This window comes from Streptomyces sp. NPDC041124 (assembly GCF_055592385.1).
This window is the reverse complement of record NZ_JBVIYR010000007.1, coordinates 163256-184690: the sequence shown is the minus strand read 5'-3', so window position 1 is coordinate 184690 and position 21435 is coordinate 163256. Positions and strand designations below refer to the sequence as shown.

The window sequence follows — 21435 nt, the reverse complement described above, 5'->3', positions numbered from 1 at the left end:
GCATTCGGCCCCCGGTTCTCCACCGGGGGCCGAGTCTTTTGCGCCGTCAGCGGGCTTCATTTTCCGTCCGTGCAAGGGAAGAGCCCCGGCGCGTGGGGCTGCCGGGGCTCTCGGTGTGATGACGACGGATGTCCGTAGCCGTAAGTCCTGCTGGCGTCAGCGGTTCACGCACACGTTGCCGACGGCCGGGTTCAGGGCGCCGATCCCGTTGACGGTGTTGCCGCACACGTTGACCGGGATGTGGATCGGGACCTGCACGACATTGCCCGACACGACGCCGGGCGAGTGGACCGCCGCACCCTCGGCGCCGGAGTGGGCCGAGGCCATGCCGGCGCCGCCGAGCACCACGGCGCCCGTGCCGAGAGCGAGGGTGGCCGCCTTCGCGATGCGAGACATCACGTTCTCCTTAACTGGTCTGGTTAACGCGGCAGCATGACGAGCGGCCGCACTCCCCGCTCAACGCGGGACACCGGTCCGAGTCACGGGGTATGTCACGGGATCACTCTTTGGTCCGCCTTTGTGGAGAAGGATGCTCACGACGCGCGCACCCATTAGTCCGTCTGATGCAAGCAAAAAACCCTCTGACCTGCATCTTCACAAGAAAAATACGCAAGTGGGCGTTTTGCGCTGCAAAAGGGTCGAGTGTCGCTTACGTTAACGCCTGTCAGTGACCGGCCCGTGACGGGCCGGGTCCACTCGAGAAACGGAGAGGTAATGCGCAAGTACCAGAAGGCCGCTGTCGTCATGGCCATGCTCGGCAGTGTCGGCTTCCTCGGTGCCGGTGTCAGCCACGCTGGTGACAAGCCCGAGTTCGAGCTGAACAACAAGCAGGCCACGCAGTGCAGCCAGGACAACTCGACCAAGGGCCTGGTCAACGTCTCGGACGTCAACGTGGGCATCAGCGCGCTGCTCGGCTTCACCAACAACGAGGCCAACGACGCCAACTCCGTGGCCTGCGCCACCGGCTTCAGCATCGGCGGCAACCACTGATCACTGTCAAGTGATCCGGGTGGGCCTCGGGGCTCGGAGCCGCATGCCCGGGACCCGGGCCCGCCCGGCTGAAGCGGCCGGTCCGACCGGTCCGGACGTTGTGAAACGGCTTCGCCGCTCAGCGGCGGGGCGACTGTCAAGGGAACAGGTGGATGTTCAAGTCGAAGAAGGCCGCAGCGGTGGCGGGAGTCCTGGGCGGCTTCGCCCTGATCGGTTTCGGGTCCGTCCAGGCCGTCGGTGCCGAGGGTCCGGGTGACTGCGTCAAGGACGGCAAGGGCTCCATCCGCTGCGAGCAGGTGAGGCACTATCAGCTCCCGGCCGACCGGAACGGGAAAGTTCGCGTCGTCAACGATTCGACTCTGGCCTGCTCCAGTTCGGCGCCCCGGCTCTCCTGCGTGAACAGTGTCGAGGGCTGACGGGAAGACCCGACATCTCCACCGGCACAGCATGGTGAACCTTTCCAGGAATAAGGCGCGAAACGGCGTTTCACCTAACAACTGCCGCAAAACGTCGCCTAGATTTGCGACTGTCAGTGATGCGGTCACTGCAGACCGTGTCGAAATGAAGGAGAAGTAATGCGCAAGTACCAGAAGGCCGCTGTCGTGATGGCCATGCTCGGCAGTGTCGGCTTCCTCGGTGCCGGTGTCAGCCACGCCGGAGACGAGCCGGAGGCGGAGCTGAACAACAAGCAGAGCACCACCTGCGCCCAGGACAACTCCACCAAGGGGCTCATCAACATCGAGGACCTCAACATCGGTGTCTCCATCCTGGGCATCACCAACAACGAGGCCAACGACACCAACGCGGTGGAGTGCGCCACGGGCTTCAGCATCGGCGGCAAGTGATCACCGCTAGGTGATCTGGGCAGGTCCCGGGGCTCGAAGCAGGTGTTCGAGCCCCGGGCCTGCCGCGTTCGTTGACCGGGGCGACCGGTACAGGCAACACAACGGCTCCGTCCTTCGGTTACGGGGCCGACCGTCAAGGAAACAGGTAGATGTTCACGTCGAAGAAGATCGCAGCACTGGCGGGAACCCTGGCAGGCTTCGCCCTGATCGGCGCCGGCGCCGTCCAGGCCGTCGGCGCCGAGGACCCCAGTGGCTGCGTCAAGGACAGCAAGGGCACCGTGACCTGCGCACAGGTGAGCGAGTACGAGGTCACCTCGGACGAGTACGGAAGGATGCGCGTCGTCAATGACTCGACGCAGTCCTGTTCCGGCGGGGACGACGTGTCCTGCACGAGCAGCTTCACCGTCCCGGGCGAGAAGTCCTGACGATCCGTACGGTGGAACCTCCCGTGAGACAGGAGAGTGGCCGGAACCCGTTACCGGGTTCCGGCCACTCTCCTGTGGCGGTCATCGGCCCGGTGCGACGCCGGCGAGTTCGGCTGCCGGTGATTCCACGGGGGTGCAGTACGGCAGGCCCTCGACGGGCCGGTCGGTGCAGAAGCGGGCGATCAGGTCCGCCGACTCCTCCCTGCGCTCGACCGTCACCAGGTGATCCGCCTCCTTGACCGTGGTGAACAGCGACCCCGGCATCGTCGCGGCGAGCTCGCGGCCCATCTGCGGGGTGCACAGGGTGTCGTACTCCCCGGTGAACACGAGCGACGGCACGGCGGGGACGGGCAGCGGCCGGTAGCAGCCGTGCGTCACCAGCCGGGTGTTGTGCTCGACCGCCTTGCGTACCTCGTCCGGCGTCTGGTTCACGAACTGGCGCTGGAGCAGTCGGGCCACCGCCGCGTGCCTGCGTACTGTGCCGGCCTCCGGGTCGGACATGAACAGCCGTACCAGCCCGTCGGCGGCCTGTGCGATGTCGCCCCGCTCCAGGGTCCGCGACAGCCGCGGCACCGCCTCCTCGTAGAGCTCGGGAAGCCGGATCGCCGCGGCCGCGAAGATGATGCGGCGCACGGACTGTGGGTGGCGCTGCGCGAAGCGGAGGCCGACGACCTCACCGAAGCAGCCGCCGAACAGGTTCACCTCCGGCGCGCCGATCTCCGTCAGCATGTGCTGGACCGCGTCGGCCAGAAAGTCGATGTCGTAGCCCGCCGGGAGGAAGTCCGAACTGCCGTAACCCGGAAGGTCCACGGTGATCAGCGTGCACAGCGGCGCCAGCCACTTCTCGTGACTCTGCCAGGAGTACCGATCCTGCGACGAGCCCCCGAGCAGCAGCAGCGGAGCGGTCCTCGGGTTCCCCTGGCGGACGATCCGGCAGGTGTACGCGAACCCCCCGAAGGCGAGCCCTCGTTCCTCCACCTGTGCAGCCGGTGCTGGGGGGAGAGGCCCGGAGCGCCCCGTGCGGGGCGGGTCCTGGGCGGCGATGACGGCAGTGCGCATGAGCGGCTCCGGGAAAGGCACAACGACGAGAACCGCTCCATGATTACCAGGAATCGCCCATTTAGAGCGCAATCACTCGAACATGGGCGATCCGGTCACGATGTCATCGGTCGACGGCGTCCTGCGTCGCAGTCCGTGATCACGAGCCGTGGGGAGGTGGGGCGTTGGGCGTCGCCTTGCTCGCGAAGGTCACGGGTTCCCGCCCGCTCGCGGAGCCCGGCCCCGCGGCCTGGTGTGGTGGCCCCAGTCATGCCGGCGCACCCAAGTGCGTCTGCGCACAGCACCGTTGAAGCCGGTCCCGAGCTTGGCACCCCGGGTTCACCGCTGTTGGCTCACCGCGGTCCGCACCTCGTCCCAGGAAGGCCGGTGCCGGCCCGCCCCACCGAGTAAGGTGGCGATCTTCGGCCGGCGGAAGCCGTACGGAGTCCTCGAAGCCGGGTACATCATGAAGATCGCCGACCATCCCGCGCGCCGCCGTCTCGATGCCGCCCTGGACAACCTGTCCGTCACCTTCCGCGGCATGACCGCACATCCGGACGAGCACAACTGCGACTGCCACTGGGGCAGCCCGGAGGAGCTCTCCCTCCTGAAGACGCCGGACGTGGAACTGGAGCCGGACCTCCTGCGCCGGACCTGGCAGGCCATCGACTGGACCGATCACGCGGCCGTGCTGCGCCGCATCCTGCCGCAGTTCGCCAGGGTCCTGGTCGCCGGTCGCGCGGAGCCGCTGTTCGGACTGGAGGAGGCCGGACACTCCTTCGCCCGCGGCCGCTGGCAGCAGTGGCCCGACGAGCAAGCGGAGCCGGTACGCGCGTTCCTGCGCGCCTGGTGGGAGCAGAGCCTCACCGATCCCGAGGCGGCCGTCCCGGCACACCAGGTCTTCGCCCTGTGCGCCGAGGCGTCCGGGACGCTCGGTCCCTGGCTCGCCGACTGGGAGCAGCAGGCCGGGTACCTCAGCGACCGCCGTCTCGCCGAGGCGGTCGCGGAATGGACGTACGAGCTCCTGGGAGACGGCCTGCCGTGGAGCGTCGACTGGTACGAGCACGACGAGGAGGAGATGCGCGCCGAACTGGTCGCCTGGCTCCTCGGCCACGCCGCGGTGCGGCTCCGCGAGTCGGGCGCGGCGCCGGATCTGCGGCACCGTGTACGGCTGCTCGGACTCACCGGCGAGGACCGCTGGACGGATCCGCACTGGCCCGGCTACCGCTACTGACGGCCGCGTGCCGTCACGGCCGGGGCCTTCGGCTGATGACCCCCCTCGTGCCTTCGCCCTGGCTCATGGGCACAGGACGAAGGTACGTTCGCGGCCTCTCAGCCGACGCGGAACTCGTGGATGTCGAAGCGCCGGAGTGCTTCAGGCCTTCGGCTGGGTGAAGCGGATGCGGTTGCCGAAGGGGTCACGCAGACCGCAGTCGATGCCGTACGGACGTTCGGTGGGTTCCTCGGTGAACTCCACCCCCTTCTCGCGCAGCGTCTCGTAGGTCTTGCGGCAGTCGTCCGTGGTGAGGACCAGCCAGCCGCCCATGGCTCCCTTGGTCACCAGCTCGCGCACCTGCTCCGCGGTCTCCTCCGACATCGCCGGCGCACCCGGCTTCTCCAGAAGGATCTGCCGCTCGGGGTGACCCGGCACGCTGACCGTCAGCCAGCGCATGAAACCCATGTCGACGTCTGCGGTGATCTCCAGGCCGAGCGTGCCGACGTAGAAGTCAATGGCCTCGTCCTGGTCGAGGACGTATATCTGTGACTGCGTGATGGCGTTGAACATGACACTGACACTAACGATCAGCCAGAACGAAAACTTATCCAAATCTGCTCAGCGACCAGGCATCTTGCTGGAGGGTCAGGCATACGGTCGGGTCCACGCCATCGTGAAGCACGTCGGCACGCCCGCGGCGACTGCCTCCTTGCGGTAGGTCCGCGGCGCCCGGCCGACGATGTCGCGGAACGTGCGGCTGAAGGTGCCCGGGCTGGTGAAACCCACCTCGAAACTGATGTCCGTCACGCTGTGGTCGGTCTCCCGCAGCAGGAACATCGCCCGTTCCACACGGCGACGCTGCAGGTAGCGGTGAGGTGTCTCGCCGAACGTCGCCCGGAAGGTACGCGTGAAGTGAGCCGGTGACACATGGGCGACGCGGGCCAGGGCGGGGACGTCCAGCGGCTGCGCGTAGTCGCGGTCCATCACGTCACGCGCCCGGAGCATACGGCGATTGGTCTCTTCTGCGGCGCGGCTCACAGCGCCATCTCATCATGGCCTCCCGGACAGGCCCAGAAGGGCCGGTCCTTCGGAACCTCTACTCTCCCCGTCATGGGGCTCGACATCACCGTGATGATCGCCGACCGTTCATGGCTGGTGCAGGTTCCGCCGCGGGAGCGGCTGCCGCGGCTGAGGAACGCCTGGTACGCCGACGAGACGGGACTGTGGGACCACGAAGCGCTGACGGGCGGGGAAGGATGGGCGTGGCCGCAGGGACCGGACGGCTCATTCTTCGCCGTGTACGAGTTCCTGCACACCCTCGGCTCCTTCAAAGCGCACTTCTGGGCCGGGCAGCGGTGGGAACGCGTTCGCGGCCATGTGGACCCCTTGCTGCGAGCCGAATGGGATGCGTTGCTTCGCGGGCTCTTCTGGGACGGACCGGACGGCGAGGCCCAGCACACCGACACGGCCTTCTTCGGTGAGGACGGCTACGGCGTGCTGCTCGCACGGTCACCGGAAGGCGTGCGGGAGCTGGCCGCGACCTGGGATCGAGCACTCCCTCACCTCGACCGGATGCGAGGGCCCTTCACTGAGCATGCCGCGGTCCCCGATGGCTGGGTCCATGACTTCGACGCGTTCGTGGACCTCCTGACGCAGTGGGGGCACGTCCTGACCGCAGCAGTTCAGCGAGGGTGGTGCGTCGTGGGGCTGAGCGAGTAGTTCGCCTCGACGGAAGGCGCGGCAGTAGTCCGCCTGCGCCAGGTGTCGCATGCGCGTCGAGAGCCCTTGCCGGGGGCCTGCCGGCCGTCGAGGAGACGGGACCGCTGCCGTCAGAGGCACGAAACGCCCTGGAGAGGAGATCCCCCCTGGGGCGTTCTTGCTGGTAGCGGGTGGCGCCCCCGGCAGGACTCGAACCTGCGGCCAAGCGCTTAGAAGGCGCCTGCTCTATCCACTGAGCTACGGGGGCCGGTGTGGCGGCCTGTCGTCATGGTGCCCTCGGCGGGCGTGTTTCCGACGTTGCCGGAGACAAGGATAGGGCTCCCGCATCCTTGCCCCTGTCGCCTCGCCTCCGTGGCTCGATGTGGAGGTCAGGTGAAGCGGTCCTGATAATCGCAGGCAGGTACGAATCGTGCACGGATTTTGGCCCCTCGCGCATCGGGTGTTGTGCACTCGTTATGCCTGGACTGTGTCCGCGGCGCAGTCGCCCCTTCCGACCCCTTGTGGTCAGTCGGCACGCAGACATGCTCATATGCTTCAGAATTCCCCTAAAATTGGGCATTCTTCGCATGTGGTGACCTTGGACGTACGGCCTCAGCTGCTCGACGCACTCTCCGCCCTGCGCGACCGTGTCGCCGCCGCACGCTTCCCGCTGCCCCTGGCCGGGGCTGCCCGCGCGCGTGCCAACCGCGACGAACTCCTCGCCCAGCTCGACGACTATCTGGTGCCCCGGCTGAGAGATCCCGAAGCGCCCCTGCTGGCCGTCGTCGGAGGATCCACCGGGGCCGGGAAGTCCACCCTGGTGAACTCCCTCGTCGGCCGGCGGGTCAGCGAGGCGGGCGTACTGCGGCCGACGACACGGACACCGGTGCTTGTCTGCCATCCGGAGGATCACCACTGGTTCAGCGGAATGCGGGTGCTGCCCGACCTCACGCGCGTCTGGGTGCCCCACCACCAGGACCCGGCGGACGACCTGCTCCTGCCCGGAGAGAACCCGGCGCGCGTCCTGCGCGTCGAGACCGCCGACACCCTGCCGCCCGGCCTCGCCCTCCTCGACGCCCCCGACATCGACTCCCTGGTGTCCGACAACCGCGTCCTGGCCGCCGAACTCATCAACGCCGCGGACATCTGGATCATGGTCACCACCGCCGCCCGCTACGCCGACGCCGTCCCCTGGCACATGCTGCGCACCGCCAAGGAGTACGACGTCAGCCTCGTGACCGTGCTGGACCGGGTCCCCCACCAGGTCGTCTCCGAGGTGTCGCGGCAGTACGGCGCCCTGCTGACCAAGGCCGGACTCGGCCACGTGCCGCGCTTCACCGTGCCCGAGCTGCCCGAGTCGGCGTGGGGCGGCGGACTGCTGCCCGCCACCGCCGTGGCCGCCCTGCGCACCTGGCTCGTGCACCAGACGCTGGACCCCGCCGCGCGCCAGCACGTCATGGCCCGCACGGCCCACGGCGTCCTGGACTCCCTCAACGCGCGCCTGCCCGAACTCGCCGGAGCCGCCGCCGCCCAGTACGCCGCCGCGCTGCGGCTCACCACCGCCATCGAGGGCGCGTACGACAGCGAGCACTCGCGCGTGCGGGGCCGGCTCCAGGCCGGAGCCGTACTCGCCGGGGACGCGCTCAAGCGGTGGCGCGCCTTCCCCCTCGACTGCACACCGGGCGAACTCCTCGACACCCTGGTGGAGAGCCTCGGTGCGCTGCTGCTGTGCGCCGTCGCAGCCGCCGACGAACGCGTGGACGACGCCTGGCGGCGCGAACCCGCCGCGGACGCCCCCGAACTCGCCGCCCGCGACGGAGCTCCGGAGAGCGCCGAACACCGGATCGGACTGGCCGTACGGCGCTGGCGGCGCGAACTGGAGGAGTTCGCCGAGGACGAGGTGCGCGAACTCGACCGGGGCGTCGCACCCGATCCCGAGCTGGTCGCCGCGCTCGTCGCGACCGTGCTGCTGGGCGGCCGCCGGGCCAGGACCGCGGGGGAAGGACTCGCCGAGCGGATCGGCGCGCACGGCGCGCTGCGGCTGCGCGACCGCGGCGGGCGGCTCCTCGTCCAGCACGTGGACCGGGTCATGGGGACCGAACGCGAACGCCGGCTCGCCCCGCTCGACACGCTCGAGGTGCACGCGGAACCCCAGCCCGAACTCATCGCCGCGTTGTCCGTACTGCAGAAGGAGAGGTGACCGGTGACCGCCGTCACTGACCAGGACCACACCGAGCACCCCGAACCCCCTGAGCCCTCCGAGTACGCCGGGAGATCCGGGGGATCCGAGGGATCCGAGCACCTCGGGCGTTCCGGCCGCCACGACGAGGGGGCGCCCCGGGCGGACGCCGGCAGCCCCTGGGACGACGGGCTGATCGCGCGGCGGGTGAACGGGAGCGAGGGGGAGGAGCAGCGCCGGGTGACGGAACCGAGGGCGTCCACACCGCAGAAGGTGACCCCGCTGACCTACGGCCCGCAGCTCGGGGCGCGGCTGGAGGCGCTGCGCGAACTCGTGGGGCTCTCCCGCACCCGGGTCGACAACCGCACCCTCGCCCAGGCGGGCCGGGTCCTCGACGAGGCCGCCGCACGGCGCGGACTCTCCGGCCGGCACACCGTCGTCGCCCTCGCCGGCGCCACCGGGAGCGGCAAGTCACAGCTGTTCAACGCGCTGGCCGGGGTGCCCATCTCCGAGACCGGTGTACGGCGGCCGACCACCGCCGCGCCCATCGCGTGCAGCTGGAGCGACGGCGCGGCCGGCCTCATCGAACGCCTCGGCATCCCGCCCCGGCTCCGACGGCGCCCCTTCCCGGCGACGGCGGACGCGGACGACCGGCTGCGCGGGCTCGTCCTGGTCGACCTGCCCGACCACGACTCGGCGGCCGTGCAGCACCGGGAGCAGGTCGACCGCGTGCTGGGGCTGGTCGACGCGGTCATCTGGGTCGTCGACCCGGAGAAGTACGCCGACGCCATGCTCCACGAGCGCTACCTGCGGCCCATGGCGGCCCACGCGGAGGTCATGTTCGTCGTCCTCAACCAGATCGACCGGCTGCCCGGGGAGGCCGCCGAGCAGGTCCTGGACGACCTGCGGCGCCTCCTCGACGAGGACGGCATCGCCCTCGGCGAGTACGGCGAACCCGGCACGTCGGTGCTCGCCCTGTCCGCGCTCACCGGTGAGGGGGTCGGCGATCTGCGGGAGGCGCTCGGCCGGTTCGTCGCCGAACGCGGGGCCCCGGCCCGCCGGATCTCCGCGGACGTGGACATCGCGGCGGCCCGGCTGTGGCCCGTGTACGCGACCCGTCGCCGCACCGGGCTGAGCGAGGAGGCGCGCGAGGAGTTCTCCGACCGGCTCGCGGACGCGGTGGGTGCCACCGCGGCGGGCGAGGCGGCCGAACGCGCCTGGCTGCGCAACGCCAACCGTGCCTGCGGCACGCCCTGGCTGCGGCTGTGGCGCTGGTGCCAGGAACGGGGCGAGCCGACCACCGGCCGGGCCACCCTGCGCGGGCAGCCCGACGAAGAGGTCACCGCCCGGCAGCGTGTGGAGCAGGCGGTGCGCACGGTCGCCGACCGGGCCTCGGCCGGACTGCCGGCGCCGTGGGCGCAGGCGGTGCGGGAGGCGGCCGTACGCGGATCCCAGGGACTGCCCGAGGCGCTGGACGAGCTCGCCGTTCGCGCCGGACTGCCCCCGGGGAGGCCGCCGCGGCCCGGATGGTGGCCGGTGGCCGTGCTCGCCCAGGTGTCGATGACGGCCCTTCAGTTCGTGGGCGGACTGTGGCTGCTGGCACAGATCGTCGGGGTCATGGCGCCGAACCTGGGGGTGCCGGTGCTGCTGATGGTGATCGGTATCGTCGGCGGGCCGCTCATCGAGTGGAGCTGCCGCCTGGCCGCCCGGGGGCCCGCCCGGCGGTACGGCCTGGAGGCGGAGAGACGCCTGCGGGAGGCGGCCGCGGGCTGTGGACGGGCCCGCGTCCTGGACCCGGTGGCGGCGGAACTCCTGCGCTACCGGGAGGTACGCGAGCAGTACGGGCGGGTCACCGGGACGGTGGCCCGGACGGGCTGAGGCATTCTCCGGGCGGGTGTCGGGGCCGAGCCGAATTCTCCGGCCGGTGGATCCGGCTCGACCGCGTCCACCAGCCGGTGGCGCGCAGTCCCTCCTGTGGGTGACGGAGATGTCCACAGGCCGGAGGTCGTCCACAGCGCTCGGCGGGCCCGGCCCGACGGCGGCAGTCTGGTTGCACGGCGATCGCGGCACGGTCCGCGGCCGCCGCGCCAGACGGCAGCCGTACGGGACGGGCCCGTACGCGTATCCGCCCGGCGCCGGTGTGACGGCCGGCGGACGCGGGCGAGGGAAGGCGGACGCGATGAACGAGACGATGGTGTGCGTGGTCGGGAACGTGGCGACACGGCCGGTGTACCGGGAGACGGCCTCCGGCCCGGCGGCCAGGTTCCGGGTGGCGGTCACCTCCCGGTACTGGGACCGGGAGAAGGGCGCCTGGGCGGACGGACACACCAACTTCTTCACGGTCTGGGCCAACCGCCAGCTCGCCACGAACGCCGCGGCGTCCCTGTCGGTGGGCGAGCCGGTGATCGTCCAGGGCCGGCTGAAGGTGCGCACGGAGACGCGGGAGGGGCAGCAGGGTTGGATGTCGGCGGACATCGACGCGGTGGCGATCGGCCACGACCTCGCCCGGGGCACCACCGCCTTCCGCCGCGTGCCGCGCCCGGAACAGCCGACCCCGACGGAGCGACCCGAGCCCAACTGGGAAAGCTCACAGCAGACTTCGCAGCCGACTGGGACGACCTCGCAACAACCTCCCCCGCGGCAGGCTGTCATGACGTGACGTCAGTCGGGCGAACCGAGTCTTATCGACGGATGCGCACCCAAACCAGCCCGGGTGACATGTCGACAAGCCCACCCGTGAGGGCTCCGGCGATAACGATTCCGAGTCGGATCCCTCCTCCGGCGTGATCACCGGCAAGCGCTGTCCGTCGTCTCCTTAGGATGCCGGGACGGCTCCGGGTGCTCACGGGGCCGGTGATTCTGCTGGTGGGACCGTCCCCCCGCGCCGATGGGGTCCCGCTCGGAAGGGAATTAGGTGTCTGTTTCGTTCTCCGCGTGGACCTCGCGCGGACGTGGGTCGGCCCGCCTCGCCGCGGGAACGCTGGTGTCCGGACTGGTCGCCGCCACCGTGCTGGCCGGTGCCGGAACGGCGACCGCCGACGCCGGCGGAACAGCACCGGGACACAGCGGAGCCGCGGCGACCATAGGCGGGCTCAAGACGTACGGCGCCGCCGTCATACGCGGCGCCTCCGGCGACACGCAGGTGTCGGCGGGGCTGTTCGAGATGTCCGTCGAGGGCGGCGGCACGCTGCACACGTACTGCGTCGACGTCCACACCCCGACCCAGAAGGACGCCAAGTACCACGAGACCGCCTGGAGCGGCACGTCGCTGGGCGTCAACGAGGACGCCGGCAGGATCCGCTGGATCCTGCGGAACTCCTACCCGCAGGTGAACGACCTCGCCGCGCTGGCGAAGAAGGCCGGTATCCGGGGCCAGCTCACCGAGCAGGACGCCGCGGCCGGCACCCAGGTGGCCATCTGGCGGTACTCCGACGACGTGGACGTGGACGCCGTCGACCCCCAGGCCGAGCAGCTCGCCGACTACCTCCAGAAGAAGGCCCGCGACCAGCAGGAGCCCAAGGCGTCCCTGATCCTCGACCCGCCGGCCGTCTCCGGCCGTCCGGGCGAGCGGATCGGCCCGGTGACGGTCCGCACCGACGCCCGCAGCGTGACCGTCTCCCCGCCGGCGGACGCGGCCACGAGCGGCGTGCGGATCGTGGACGTGAACGGCGAGCCGGTCACCACCGCCACCGACGGCGGCCGGATCTTCTTCGAGGTGCCCGAGGACGAGGCGGCGGGCAGTGTCGCGCTGACCGTCCAGGCCTCCACGACGGTGCCGGTCGGCCGCGCCTTCGTCTCCGAGAGCCGCAGCCAGACACAGATCCTGGCCGGCTCCAGCGAGTCGACCGTCTCCGCGACCGCGAGCGCCACCTGGTCCGAGGGCGGCGCCACACCCGCCGTGTCGGCCCGCGAGAACTGCGCCAAGGGCGGCGTCGACCTCACCGTCACCCACCGGGGCGATGCCCCCTTCACCTTCTCCCTGGCCGGTACGGAGCACACCGTCGCCGCGGGCAAGTCCGCGACGGTGACGGTGCCGCTCAACGAGGACCAGCCGTACGACTTCACGCTCGAGGGGCCGCCCGGCTTCGAACAGCGCTTCACCGGCATGCTCGACTGCCGCACCCGCGCCGCCGAGGCGGGCACCACCACCCAGACCCTCACGGCCCCCGGCCCCAGCCCCTACGCGGGCGCCCCCTCCGACACCGACCTCGCCGCGACCGGCGCCTCCAGCGCCACCCCCTGGATCACCGGCACCGCGATAGCCCTGGTCGTCCTCGGCGGAGCCGGCCTGGTCATCACCCGCCAGCGACAGACCCCGTCCGGCGACTGACCCCACTGGGACCGGCCCCTCGGGCTCCCGCCCGAGGGGGCCGGCCCCTCGGGCTCCCGCCCGAGGGGGCCGGCCCCTCGGGCTCCCGCCCGAGGGGGCCGGCCCCTCGGGCGGTCACGGATTCACTCGCCGGCAGGCCTCTCCGCGCCGGCGGCAGGGGTCCCCACGCCGGCGGTCCAGGCCGCTGGAAACAAGGGTTCAGAGAGGTGGAAGGGATTACTTCTCACCCATATATTCCCTTATTAGCTTAATGTCTCGCTTGTCTTTTTCTCGATTTGAGCGCATCTTCCACTCCAGGACTCGCGGGAGTGGGCAAAAGGGAATGCCTTCCATCATTTCTGCTGAATCGATCAATTCGTCAGCATCTTGTGCACCCGGCAGCCATCGATCAAAGATTTCGAGATCGCCGCCGAAGAGCACCACCATCAGACCGTGGCCTGACGGAGGCACTGTGGCGTCGGCCATACTCAAAGCGATTTTCCACGCGTCCGCTCGTGCCACGATGTCGAGATCACTCACGTCCTGCCTGAGTCCGTGCGCAAGCAAGGGGCCGCTTCCTGCTACGACGTAGTCGTCGGTGGGCAGATGAAGGGTGAGCAGCTCGCGGATGAAGGGATGCTGCCGGAGTCTCAAAGAACCTCCTAGAGGACAGGCAGTCCCACTGCCGCACGTGCGGCCACACTCATGGCCAATGCTGCGATGACGCTCGCCAGCGTACCGCTGAGGAAGTACTTGGACGCATGATTCACATGATCGACCGGGGCGCGCGCCAGCGCTTTGGCCGCCAACACCAGAGCGGCGGCCTCGGGCTGACCAGCGGCTAGGAAGGCGAACAACAGCCCACGCTCAATGAGGCCGATGCTCCGGCCACCGCTACGAATCAAGGCCAGGGCGGCATCCCTGTTCGACCCGTTGGGCAGCCTGTAGACTTCTTCCACCACAGGGTCGGTCACCGCTTTGACCAGGGCTCCCCCGCCGAAGACGGCGATGAGCAGGGCGGAGAGCATCACGGCCAGCGTGTCGTTTCGTAGCAACTGCTCGACGAACTCCGAGGCTGTCGTCCACGCCGTCCACACGCCGGCGAGCGCCGCGAGCATGACCGTCAGAGCACCTAGTCGCCTAGTGGTACTCACTCCCGTGATCAGAGGGCTCGTGATCGAGAATCCGAGAGACGGCGTCGACGAAGACCGGTAAAGCATGATGCAGCCCAGTGCTAACAGCACTGCTGTTGCTAACGCACTCCACGACCTACGCGCGTCGGCGTACGGGGCAATGGCGTAGGCGCCGTACACGAGCGTAAGCAAGACCGTCAGCCCGGGCCGAGCTGTGAACCACTTACGCTCCCAGGACACGACCAAGGGTGCTGCCAGGCCGAAGAAGACCCGCGCTGCTTCCAAGGTTCCCCCCAAAAACCTGGCACAAGGCGCTTTCGTTCGCGATGTGATCCTAGCTGAAACCAGGCACGGGGCGGGGTAGTTGAGGGCCGGACATGCTGTTCGCCGAACGGCCCCCGACCAGACATTCCCACGGTGGCATCGCTGCCGCGACGGTTCTCAGGACTCTTGGCTTGCCGCACCGTCGCCCAGCCCAGGAGGCAGGTGAGCCCTCACCAGGCCGACGGCCTCCTCGGCCGTTGCCCCCTCTCCGAGGCGGGTGCCGTAACTGGACGCGTAGACGCTGTACGGCGGCTCACCCAGCACGATGAACGGCAGATCATCAACCGGAGGCTCGTGCCACGGGGGAGCGTCGCGGATGAACTTGAGTGTGCCGTGGGTGTGAAAGGGAAAGAGCCCGCGCAGCGCAGGCTCGGCGTATGCGGCAGCCGCGATGGGTGGCAACGTGTCGTCGAACCAGCCTCGGGTACCTGGTCGACGCTCCAGGAGCCATGTCCACGCAGTCTCAACATCAGGGGCCTCGGACATGGTCATACGATCATGCAACCGACAGACGGCAGGCAAGATCTCCGCAGGAGACCTGCGGCACCCGTCTACGAAAGCCCAGGTCAAAGGCCCCGGACCAGACGGGTTTCCCCCCAGGGGTGGCGGTCGGGCAAGATGGGGTGTATCTGCCCACTGCCAGATTTCAAGCTGCCGGACGGTTTCTCTTGGCTGAGTACATTTACACCATGCGCAAGGCGCGCAAAGCGCACGGCGACAAGGTGATCCTCGATGACGTCACCCTGAGCTTCCTGCCCGGGGCGAAGATCGGCGTCGTCGGTCCGAACGGCGCTGGTAAGTCGACGGTCCTGAAGATCATGGCGGGGCTGGAGCAGCCGTCGAACGGTGACGCCTTCCTCACGCCCGGTTACACGGTGGGCATCCTGCTGCAGGAGCCCCCGCTGAACGAGGACAAGACCGTCCTGGAGAACGTCCAGGAGGGTGTCGCCGAGGTCAAGGGCAAGCTCGACCGGTTCAACGAGATCGCCGAGCAGATGGCGACCGAGTACACCGACGAGCTCATGGACGAGATGGGCAAGCTGCAGGAGCAGCTCGACCACGCGAACGCCTGGGACCTCGACGCCCAGCTCGAGCAGGCCATGGACGCCCTGGGCTGCCCGCCCGGCGACTGGCCGGTCGCCAACCTCTCCGGTGGCGAGAAGCGCCGGGTGGCGCTGTGCAAGCTGCTGCTGGAGGCCCCCGACCTGCTGCTGCTCGACGAGCCCACCAACCACCTGGACGCCGAGTCGGTGAACTGGCTGGAGCAGCACCTCGCCAAGTACGAGGGCACCGTCGTCGCCGTCACCCACGACCGGTACTTCCTGGACAATGTCGCCGGGTGGATCTGCGAGGTCGACCGCGGCCGGCTGCACGGCTACGAGGGCAACTACTCCAAGTACCTGGAGACCAAGGCCACCCGCCTCAAGGTCGAGGGCGCCAAGGACGCCAAGCGGCAGAAGCGCCTCAAGGACGAACTCGAATGGGTGCGCTCCAACGCCAAGGGGCGGCAGGCCAAGTCCAAGGCGCGTCTGGCCCGGTACGAGGAGATGGCCGCCGAGGCCGACAAGATGCGGAAGCTGGACTTCGAGGAGATCCAGATCCCGCCGGGCCCGCGTCTGGGCAGCGTGGTCGTCGAGGTCAACAACCTGACCAAGGGCTTCGGGGACAAGCTCCTCATCGACGACCTCAGCTTCACGCTGCCGCGCAACGGCATCGTCGGCATCATCGGTCCCAACGGCGCGGGCAAGACCACGCTGTTCAAGATGATCCAGGGGATCGAGGAGCCGGACTCCGGCTCCATCAAGGTCGGCGAGACCGTCAAGATCTCCTACGTCGACCAGAGCCGCGAGAACATCGACCCGAAGAAGACCCTGTGGGCGGTCGTCTCCGACGAGCTCGACTACATCAACGTCGGCCAGGTCGAGATGCCCTCGCGGGCGTACGTCTCCGCGTTCGGGTTCAAGGGCCCGGACCAGCAGAAGCCGGCCGGGGTGCTCTCCGGCGGTGAGCGCAACCGGCTGAACCTCGCGCTCACCCTCAAGCAGGGCGGCAACCTGCTGCTCCTCGACGAGCCGACCAACGACCTCGACGTCGAGACCCTCTCCAGCCTGGAGAACGCGCTGCTGGAGTTCCCCGGCTGCGCCGTGGTCGTCTCCCACGACCGGTGGTTCCTGGACCGCGTCGCCACGCACATCCTCGCCTACGAGGGTGACTCCAAGTGGTTCTGGTTCGAGGGCAACTTCGAGTCGTACGAGAAGAACAAGGTCGACCGGCTCGGCCCGGACGCGGCCCGCCCGCACCGTGCCACCTACAAGAAGCTGACCCGGGGCTGATCTCTTGCGGCACATCTACCGCTGCCCGCTGCGCTGGGCGGACATGGACGCGTACGGCCACGTCAACAACGTGGTGTTCCTCCGCTACCTGGAGGAAGCCCGCATCGACTTCCTGTTCCGCCCGGAGAAGGACTTCCAGCAGGGGTCCGTGGTGGCGCGCCACGAGATCGACTACAAGCGGCAGCTCGTCCACCGGCACCACCCGGTCGACATCGAGCTGTGGGTCACCGAGATCAGGGCGGCGTCCTTCACCCTCACCTACGAGGTGAAGGACGACGACCTCGTCTACGTCCGCGCGTCGACGGTGATCGTGCCGTTCGACTTCGAGGCGCAGCGTCCGCGCCGGCTCACCGGTGAGGAGCGCGCGTTCCTCCAGGAGTACACGGACGACCCCGCCGGCGAAGAGGAGGAGGCCGTCGCCGCATGACGGTGCTCCACCTCGCCGACGAGGGGGAGGCCGCGGATCTCGCGGCCTTCCTCTCCCGGCTGCTGCGCTACGACCGTGCGGCCGCCGTCCGACTGCAGGCGGCCGGCACGGCGCTGGCCGTCTTCGGGCGGCCGCCCTCCTTCGAGGTGCTCACCATCCGCGCCGTACGGCTCGCGAAGCCGTACGAGAAGGGGCTCGACGTCTCGCTGGACGTGACCGTGTCCGCGGGTGAACTGCTGGAGTCCGTCGACGAGTCGGCCGCCACGGCCGCCGTCCCGGGCGCGGTGACCGGACCGCCGTGGGCCGGTGTGCTTCCGCCGCGCGGCGGCTGGCGGGCCGAGCCCGGACTGCCGGCGCCCGAGCGGCTGCGGGAACTCGTCGCCGCGTCGGTCGCGGAATTCCGGTCCCGTACGGAAGGGTTGGAGCCCCAGGCGCGTACGCGGGCCGAACTCGACCGCGTCGGGCGGGAGATATGGTCCCGTACGGTCGCGGGGACCGGGCTTCCGGTGCGGGCGGTGCACGCCGCCCAGTCACTGGGGTTCCTGCGCGGAACGGAACAGGGGCTGTTCTCCTCGGGGAGCTGGCTCCGGCTGCGCACCCCCTACGGGTCGGTCGCGGTGCGGCGGGCGGGGGTCGGCGCGCTGGGTCTCAGCGTGCGCTAGCTCCAGGTCCCTCGCCCGCTCTCATCTCCCCGCCTGCCCGTCTTCCTTCGTCCGCTCGTCTTCCTTCGCCCACGCCCGTACGTCCGGTCACTCCCGTTCGCTGTCGTCCGGGCGGACGGCGATGTGGTCCGGTTCCAGTTCCAGTGCCACCCGGTCGCGCATGCCGAGGGCGCGCGTGTACTCGGCGGGCAGCTGGAGGCGGCCCGCGCGGTCCAGCATCGCGTACTCGCGGGCGACGACCTTCTCGTCACCGGTGGCGGCGTCCACCTCGCTGCGGCGCAGCACCTCGGTGGAGGTGCGTCCGTCACGGATGGCGACCGTGCGCCGCACCTCGCCCGCCACCGCCTGGTCGTGGGTGACGATCACGATGGTCGTGCCCAGCTGTTCGTTCGCGGTGCGGAACGCGGCGAAGATCTGTTCCGCGGTGTGGGAGTCGAGTTCGCCGGTGGGCTCGTCCGCGAGCAGCACCGACGGGCCGCCCGCGAGCGCCACGGCGATGGCGACGCGCTGCTGCTGCCCCCCGGACATCTCGTGCGGGCGCCGGTCCCGGCAGTCGGTGACTCCCAGCAACTCCAGCAGTTCCAGGACCCGTTCCGCGCGGGCCCGGCGTGCGACGCGGGACCGGCGGCCGGCCAGCTGCATCGGCAGGGCGACGTTCTGCGCCGAGGTGAGGTACGGCAGCAGGTTGCGGGACGTCTGCTGCCAGACGAAGCCGACGACCTCACGCCGGTACGCCAGACGGGCCTTCGCGGTCATGGCGAGCAGGTCGCGGCCCGCCACGCGGGCCGCCCCGGCCGTCGGGGTGTCCAGACCGGCCAGGATGTTCATCAGGGTGGACTTGCCGCTGCCGGACGCCCCCACCAGCGCCATCAACTCGCCTTCGCGCACCAGCAGGTCGAGCCCCTGGAGTGCCTGTACCTCGATGCCGTCCGCGGTGAAGACACGGACCAGCCGGTCACAGGTGATGAGCGCGTCATGCCCGTACGCCGGGCGGTCACGGTCGGCCGTGACACGGCCGGCGAGGTCGGCCAGGGTCGGGTTCGAGGTCATCGGGGCCCTCCAGCGGTGAGTTGTCGTCGCGGCGGGACAGCGGACGGCGGAAGGGTCACCGGGCATCGCCCGCCCGCAGTTCCCGCACCGACCCCCTGCGCCCCGACCACCAGGCCTGCGCCGCCGCGATGCCGACGGCCAGGGCGAGCACGGCCAGCGCCGGCAGCAGCAGCGACACCGGGTCGGTGCGCAGTACCGCCCGCCCCGCCGGGGACGAGGAGGCGGAGACGGCGATGGTCGTCAGGTCGACGCCGGGTGACAGCAGCCGGATGGCCGCCCAGGCGGTGACGATGCCGCCGGCAGCCGCGAGCAGCGCCTGCGGCAGGGACTCCAGCACGAGCAGCCGACGGCCCTGGGCCCGGGTGAGTCCCATGGTGCGCAGCCTTGCCAGCAGCGCCGCGCGTTCGGGAGCGGCGCGCAGCAGGGTCAGCAGCAGGGCGAGGACGGCGTATCCGGTGCCGGCCGCCACGGCTGCCGCGTAGACGCGCTCGGCGCCGGACTGGAGTGGGGAGTCGGAGTACCGGGCGTGCTCCTCCGCACGGAGGTGGACCCGCGCGGCGCTGCCCGCCGCCTCGCGCAGCGCGCTCGGGTCCGGGCGGTCGCCGGTCACCAGCAGCGCGGTCGGCCGGGCGGAACCCCCGGGGATCCGGGAGCGGTCCACGACGAGGAACTCCTGCCCGGTGACCGCCGGGGTCCGCTCCCGCACCTCCACGATCCGTACGGAGATGAAGCCGCCGTTGCCGAGCCCCATCCGGAACGGGCGGGTTCCGTAGCGGTCGGCGACCTCGGGGGAGGCCAGGGCGGGCAGCGCGTCGGCGTCCGCGGGCGCCTTCAGCAGGTCCGCGTCGAACGCGCCGATGTCCGTGTGCCGGGCGAGGGCCGCGTAACCGGCGGGGTCGACGGCCGCCACCGGGACCGCCAGCCTGCTGTCCCGCGGCTGGGCGTAGAGGGCGACGGCCACGGCGGTGACGTCCTGGACGCCGGGTGCGCGCCGGACCCGCTCGGTCAGGCCGGACGGCAGATCCGGCGCCCCCTCCAGGCGGGCGTCCGCGCCGATGGCGAGCACGGCCGCGCGGTCCCGGGCGTCGGCTACACCGGTGAGGACGGAACCGCCGAACGCGGCGGTGGTCAGCGCGGTCAGCAGGGCGAGCAGCGGCAGTACCGCGGAGCCGGACACACGGGCCGCGCGGGCCAGCGACAGCGGGCCGACCACGCCCCGCAGCCGCCCGGCCGGACGGGCCAGGCCGCGCAGCGGCAGCGGGTACAGGCGCACCAGCAGCAGTGCGGCGATCATCCCCACCAGCACCGGGGCCAGCGACACCAGCGCGTCCCCGGACGCCCCCTCGCCCTCCGCCGTGCCGCGGGTGCGCAGCGCCACGACCGCGCCCACCGCCACGGTGACCAGGGTGAGTTCGGCGACCGTACGACGCCGCGACGGGCGGGCCGCGGCGATGTCCTCGCGGGCGGCGTGGACGCGTACCGTACGGTGCGCCGCGACGGCCCGCAGCGGCAGCGCCGCACAGGCGAGGAGGGCGACGGCACCCGCGGCGGCCACCGCGTACGACGTGCGGCCCCCGGGAACCAGGAGCAGGGCGGCGACCGGACCCAGTGCGGCGGCGGGTACGGCGACCACCGCGGTCTCCGCCAGCAGTCGGGCGGCGAGACCGCCGAGGGAGGCGCCGCGGGCGCGCAGCAGGGTGAGTTCGGCGCGACGCCGGTCGGCGGCGAGACCGCCCGCCATGAGCAGGACGACCGCCGCGACCGTGCCGGTGCCGAAGGCGGCGACGGCGACCAGCGAGCCGATGACGGTCCGCAGTGCGCCGTACTCGCCGACCACCTCGTCGAGCGCGGTGTCCGCCTCCAGGCCGGGTGACACCGCCGTACGCGCCTGCTGGAGCAGCGGGCCCGCCTCCAGGGAGGCCAGGGCGGACGTCAGCCGCGGCAGGTCGTGACCGTGCAGCCCGGAGGCGTCGGGGACCAGGTGCCAGTACCGCTCCGGCAGGCCGGTGGCGAGGATCGCCGGGGCGGCGTCCGGGGGCAGCAGCAGCGCACCGACCCAGTAGACGCTGCGCGCGGGGTCGTCGGGGACGGTCATCAGGTGCGGGCTGCGCAGGACCGGCGCCGTCGACCAGTACGCCTCTTCGGGCGCACGCGGGTCGACGATGCCGGTGACGCGCACCATGAGCGGGCCGCGCTGCAGACCGGGCACGCGCAGCACCGAACCCACCGCGATGTTCAGCTCGCCGGCCGTCTCGGCCGTGACGGCCGCCTCGACCACCGGGGTCGCCGCGCCGGCGCCGTCCGGGGCCTTCGGCAGCCGGCCCTCCCGCAGCCGGGAGTGGCCGGCGAGGTCGTTCTGGGCGACGAGGTGGAACTGCGGGGGCAGCGCGGACGGCTGGGCCAGCTCCGCTGGCTCCCGGACCGGCACCGGGTCGGTGGTGCGTACGCCGTAGGCGGACTGGTCCCGGTCGAGGGGCAGGGACCGGCCGGGCAGTGCGAGGAGCTCGGCGCGGGGTCCGCGCACCGCGTCCCACTCCAGGTCCGCCTCCCGCGTCTCCCGCGGAAGGACGGTGTCGGCGTCGGAGGTGAAGAGCTGGACGGTGGTGCGGGAGTGCCCGGCCACCTCCATCGCCCGGTGCAGCCCCGCGTCGCCGTACCGGTCGACGGCGAGCGGCAGCGCGGCGGCCAGACACGCGGTCACCGCGACGAGCACCGCGAACGCCACCGCCGCGCCGGGCGCCGACCGCAGCCGGGTACGCACCCGGCCGGCGACGACCCGCGGCCGTCCCGTACGTCGCACGCTCAC

The 21435-nt window shown here is 70.8% G+C and carries 22 protein-coding genes and 1 tRNA gene; 13 read left to right on the top strand and 10 right to left on the bottom strand.

Going from position 1 to position 21435, the window contains the following annotated elements; genetic code table 11:
* Positions 1 to 156: 156 nt before the first annotated feature.
* Positions 157 to 396 carry a chaplin gene (locus tag ACZ6A9_RS20450; protein ID WP_468987438.1) on the bottom strand — a complete coding sequence of 80 codons (240 nt, stop codon included), beginning with the start codon at positions 394 to 396 and terminating at the stop codon, positions 157 to 159.
* Between the two features lie 318 nt (positions 397 to 714).
* Here ACZ6A9_RS20450 and ACZ6A9_RS20445 point away from each other — a divergent pair, with 318 nt between their 5' ends.
* The 4 genes from ACZ6A9_RS20445 to ACZ6A9_RS20430 all read left to right on the top strand — a co-directional run bounded on the left by ACZ6A9_RS20445 (position 715) and on the right by ACZ6A9_RS20430 (position 2260).
* Complete coding sequence (locus ACZ6A9_RS20445) at positions 715 to 990, top strand: hypothetical protein (protein ID WP_468987437.1); 276 nt, start codon at positions 715 to 717, stop codon at positions 988 to 990.
* Between the two features lie 152 nt (positions 991 to 1142).
* A complete protein-coding gene (locus tag ACZ6A9_RS20440) occupies positions 1143 to 1406 on the top strand; it encodes a hypothetical protein (protein WP_468987436.1) in 264 nt (87 codons plus the stop codon).
* A 159-nt stretch (positions 1407 to 1565) separates the two neighbouring features.
* On the top strand, positions 1566 to 1835 hold the full coding sequence (locus tag ACZ6A9_RS20435) for a hypothetical protein (protein WP_468987434.1): 270 nt from the start codon (positions 1566 to 1568) through the stop codon (positions 1833 to 1835).
* 149 nt (positions 1836 to 1984) lie between these two features.
* Entirely contained in the window at positions 1985 to 2260 is a 276-nt protein-coding gene (locus ACZ6A9_RS20430; protein ID WP_468987432.1) for a hypothetical protein, read from the top strand.
* Positions 2261 to 2341: 81 nt separating this feature from the next.
* On the opposite strand, the gene ACZ6A9_RS20425 is transcribed toward ACZ6A9_RS20430, so the two are convergent.
* Positions 2342 to 3319: an alpha/beta fold hydrolase gene (locus tag ACZ6A9_RS20425; RefSeq protein ID WP_468987431.1), complete on the bottom strand. Its 978-nt coding sequence runs from the start codon at positions 3317 to 3319 to the stop codon at positions 2342 to 2344.
* Between the two features lie 445 nt (positions 3320 to 3764).
* Here ACZ6A9_RS20425 and ACZ6A9_RS20420 point away from each other — a divergent pair, with 445 nt between their 5' ends.
* Entirely contained in the window at positions 3765 to 4532 is a 768-nt protein-coding gene (locus ACZ6A9_RS20420) for a hypothetical protein (protein ID WP_468987803.1), read from the top strand.
* Positions 4533 to 4673: 141 nt separating this feature from the next.
* Here ACZ6A9_RS20420 and ACZ6A9_RS20415 read toward each other — a convergent pair whose 3' ends face one another.
* Together ACZ6A9_RS20415 and ACZ6A9_RS20410 are read right to left on the bottom strand one after the other, a co-directional pair.
* Entirely contained in the window at positions 4674 to 5084 is a 411-nt protein-coding gene (locus tag ACZ6A9_RS20415; RefSeq protein ID WP_468987429.1) for a VOC family protein, read from the bottom strand.
* Between the two features lie 75 nt (positions 5085 to 5159).
* On the bottom strand, positions 5160 to 5552 hold the full coding sequence (locus ACZ6A9_RS20410; protein ID WP_468987427.1) for a helix-turn-helix domain-containing protein: 393 nt from the start codon (positions 5550 to 5552) through the stop codon (positions 5160 to 5162).
* 72 nt (positions 5553 to 5624) lie between these two features.
* Between ACZ6A9_RS20410 and ACZ6A9_RS20405 the strand changes: the two genes are divergently transcribed.
* Positions 5625 to 6233, top strand: coding sequence for a hypothetical protein (locus tag ACZ6A9_RS20405; protein WP_468987425.1), 609 nt, complete (start codon positions 5625 to 5627; stop codon positions 6231 to 6233).
* A 171-nt stretch (positions 6234 to 6404) separates the two neighbouring features.
* Here the strand turns inward: ACZ6A9_RS20405 and ACZ6A9_RS20400 are convergent.
* Positions 6405 to 6480: transfer RNA gene (locus ACZ6A9_RS20400), tRNA-Arg, on the bottom strand.
* 321 nt (positions 6481 to 6801) lie between these two features.
* Between ACZ6A9_RS20400 and ACZ6A9_RS20395 the strand changes: the two genes are divergently transcribed.
* The 4 genes from ACZ6A9_RS20395 to ACZ6A9_RS20380 all read left to right on the top strand — a co-directional run bounded on the left by ACZ6A9_RS20395 (position 6802) and on the right by ACZ6A9_RS20380 (position 12721).
* The gene (locus tag ACZ6A9_RS20395; protein WP_468987423.1) at positions 6802 to 8412 is read left to right on the top strand and encodes a dynamin family protein; all 1611 of its coding nucleotides are present in this window, start codon (positions 6802 to 6804) and stop codon (positions 8410 to 8412) included.
* A 3-nt stretch (positions 8413 to 8415) separates the two neighbouring features.
* Positions 8416 to 10269, top strand: a complete 1854-nt coding sequence (locus ACZ6A9_RS20390; RefSeq protein WP_468987422.1) for a YfjP family GTPase — start codon at positions 8416 to 8418, stop codon at positions 10267 to 10269.
* A gap of 301 nt (positions 10270 to 10570) precedes the next feature.
* The gene (locus ACZ6A9_RS20385) at positions 10571 to 11050 is read left to right on the top strand and encodes a single-stranded DNA-binding protein (RefSeq protein ID WP_468987421.1); all 480 of its coding nucleotides are present in this window, start codon (positions 10571 to 10573) and stop codon (positions 11048 to 11050) included.
* Between the two features lie 255 nt (positions 11051 to 11305).
* Positions 11306 to 12721 carry a Cys-Gln thioester bond-forming surface protein gene (locus ACZ6A9_RS20380; protein WP_468987420.1) on the top strand — a complete coding sequence of 472 codons (1416 nt, stop codon included), beginning with the start codon at positions 11306 to 11308 and terminating at the stop codon, positions 12719 to 12721.
* Between the two features lie 216 nt (positions 12722 to 12937).
* On the opposite strand, the gene ACZ6A9_RS20375 is transcribed toward ACZ6A9_RS20380, so the two are convergent.
* The 3 genes from ACZ6A9_RS20375 to ACZ6A9_RS20365 form a co-directional block, all read right to left on the bottom strand.
* Complete coding sequence (locus ACZ6A9_RS20375) at positions 12938 to 13354, bottom strand: hypothetical protein (protein ID WP_468987418.1); 417 nt, start codon at positions 13352 to 13354, stop codon at positions 12938 to 12940.
* A gap of 8 nt (positions 13355 to 13362) precedes the next feature.
* Positions 13363 to 13818 carry a hypothetical protein gene (locus tag ACZ6A9_RS20370; protein ID WP_468987417.1) on the bottom strand — a complete coding sequence of 152 codons (456 nt, stop codon included), beginning with the start codon at positions 13816 to 13818 and terminating at the stop codon, positions 13363 to 13365.
* Positions 13819 to 14274: 456 nt separating this feature from the next.
* Complete coding sequence (locus ACZ6A9_RS20365; protein WP_468987416.1) at positions 14275 to 14649, bottom strand: DUF6193 family natural product biosynthesis protein; 375 nt, start codon at positions 14647 to 14649, stop codon at positions 14275 to 14277.
* A 176-nt stretch (positions 14650 to 14825) separates the two neighbouring features.
* Here ACZ6A9_RS20365 and ettA point away from each other — a divergent pair, with 176 nt between their 5' ends.
* From ettA to ACZ6A9_RS20350, 3 genes are read left to right on the top strand one after another with little or no spacing between them, the layout of a single operon-like run.
* Positions 14826 to 16490, top strand: a complete 1665-nt coding sequence (gene ettA / locus ACZ6A9_RS20360; protein ID WP_228966885.1) for an energy-dependent translational throttle protein EttA — start codon at positions 14826 to 14828, stop codon at positions 16488 to 16490.
* Positions 16491 to 16494: 4 nt separating this feature from the next.
* A complete protein-coding gene (locus tag ACZ6A9_RS20355) occupies positions 16495 to 16917 on the top strand; it encodes an acyl-CoA thioesterase (RefSeq protein ID WP_468987414.1) in 423 nt (140 codons plus the stop codon).
* A complete protein-coding gene (locus ACZ6A9_RS20350; protein ID WP_468987413.1) occupies positions 16914 to 17579 on the top strand; it encodes a DUF8185 domain-containing protein in 666 nt (221 codons plus the stop codon). Before ACZ6A9_RS20355 ends, ACZ6A9_RS20350 begins: the two co-directional genes overlap by 4 nt.
* Positions 17580 to 17666: 87 nt before the next feature.
* Here ACZ6A9_RS20350 and ACZ6A9_RS20345 read toward each other — a convergent pair whose 3' ends face one another.
* Together ACZ6A9_RS20345 and ACZ6A9_RS20340 are read right to left on the bottom strand one after the other, a co-directional pair.
* Positions 17667 to 18629 (bottom strand): ABC transporter ATP-binding protein, encoded by a 963-nt coding sequence (locus ACZ6A9_RS20345; RefSeq protein ID WP_468987411.1) that lies wholly within the window; start codon positions 18627 to 18629, stop codon positions 17667 to 17669.
* A gap of 55 nt (positions 18630 to 18684) precedes the next feature.
* On the bottom strand, positions 18685 to 21435 hold the full coding sequence (locus ACZ6A9_RS20340; protein WP_468987410.1) for an FtsX-like permease family protein: 2751 nt from the start codon (positions 21433 to 21435) through the stop codon (positions 18685 to 18687).

Coding starts and splice junctions, on each gene's coding strand:
- ACZ6A9_RS20365 (WP_468987416.1), bottom strand. CDS start 14,649: ATGACCATGTCCGAGGCCCCTGATGTTGAGACTGCGTGGACATGGCTC.
- ACZ6A9_RS20435 (WP_468987434.1), top strand. CDS start 1,566: ATGCGCAAGTACCAGAAGGCCGCTGTCGTGATGGCCATGCTCGGCAGT.
- ACZ6A9_RS20345 (WP_468987411.1), bottom strand. CDS start 18,629: ATGACCTCGAACCCGACCCTGGCCGACCTCGCCGGCCGTGTCACGGCC.
- ACZ6A9_RS20430 (WP_468987432.1), top strand. CDS start 1,985: ATGTTCACGTCGAAGAAGATCGCAGCACTGGCGGGAACCCTGGCAGGC.
- ACZ6A9_RS20420 (WP_468987803.1), top strand. CDS start 3,765: ATGAAGATCGCCGACCATCCCGCGCGCCGCCGTCTCGATGCCGCCCTG.
- ACZ6A9_RS20370 (WP_468987417.1), bottom strand. CDS start 13,818: ATGCTCGCGGCGCTCGCCGGCGTGTGGACGGCGTGGACGACAGCCTCG.
- ACZ6A9_RS20385 (WP_468987421.1), top strand. CDS start 10,571: ATGAACGAGACGATGGTGTGCGTGGTCGGGAACGTGGCGACACGGCCG.
- ACZ6A9_RS20445 (WP_468987437.1), top strand. CDS start 715: ATGCGCAAGTACCAGAAGGCCGCTGTCGTCATGGCCATGCTCGGCAGT.
- ACZ6A9_RS20415 (WP_468987429.1), bottom strand. CDS start 5,084: ATGTTCAACGCCATCACGCAGTCACAGATATACGTCCTCGACCAGGAC.
- ACZ6A9_RS20425 (WP_468987431.1), bottom strand. CDS start 3,319: ATGCGCACTGCCGTCATCGCCGCCCAGGACCCGCCCCGCACGGGGCGC.
- ACZ6A9_RS20405 (WP_468987425.1), top strand. CDS start 5,625: ATGGGGCTCGACATCACCGTGATGATCGCCGACCGTTCATGGCTGGTG.
- ACZ6A9_RS20450 (WP_468987438.1), bottom strand. CDS start 396: ATGTCTCGCATCGCGAAGGCGGCCACCCTCGCTCTCGGCACGGGCGCC.
- ACZ6A9_RS20350 (WP_468987413.1), top strand. CDS start 16,914: ATGACGGTGCTCCACCTCGCCGACGAGGGGGAGGCCGCGGATCTCGCG.
- ACZ6A9_RS20440 (WP_468987436.1), top strand. CDS start 1,143: ATGTTCAAGTCGAAGAAGGCCGCAGCGGTGGCGGGAGTCCTGGGCGGC.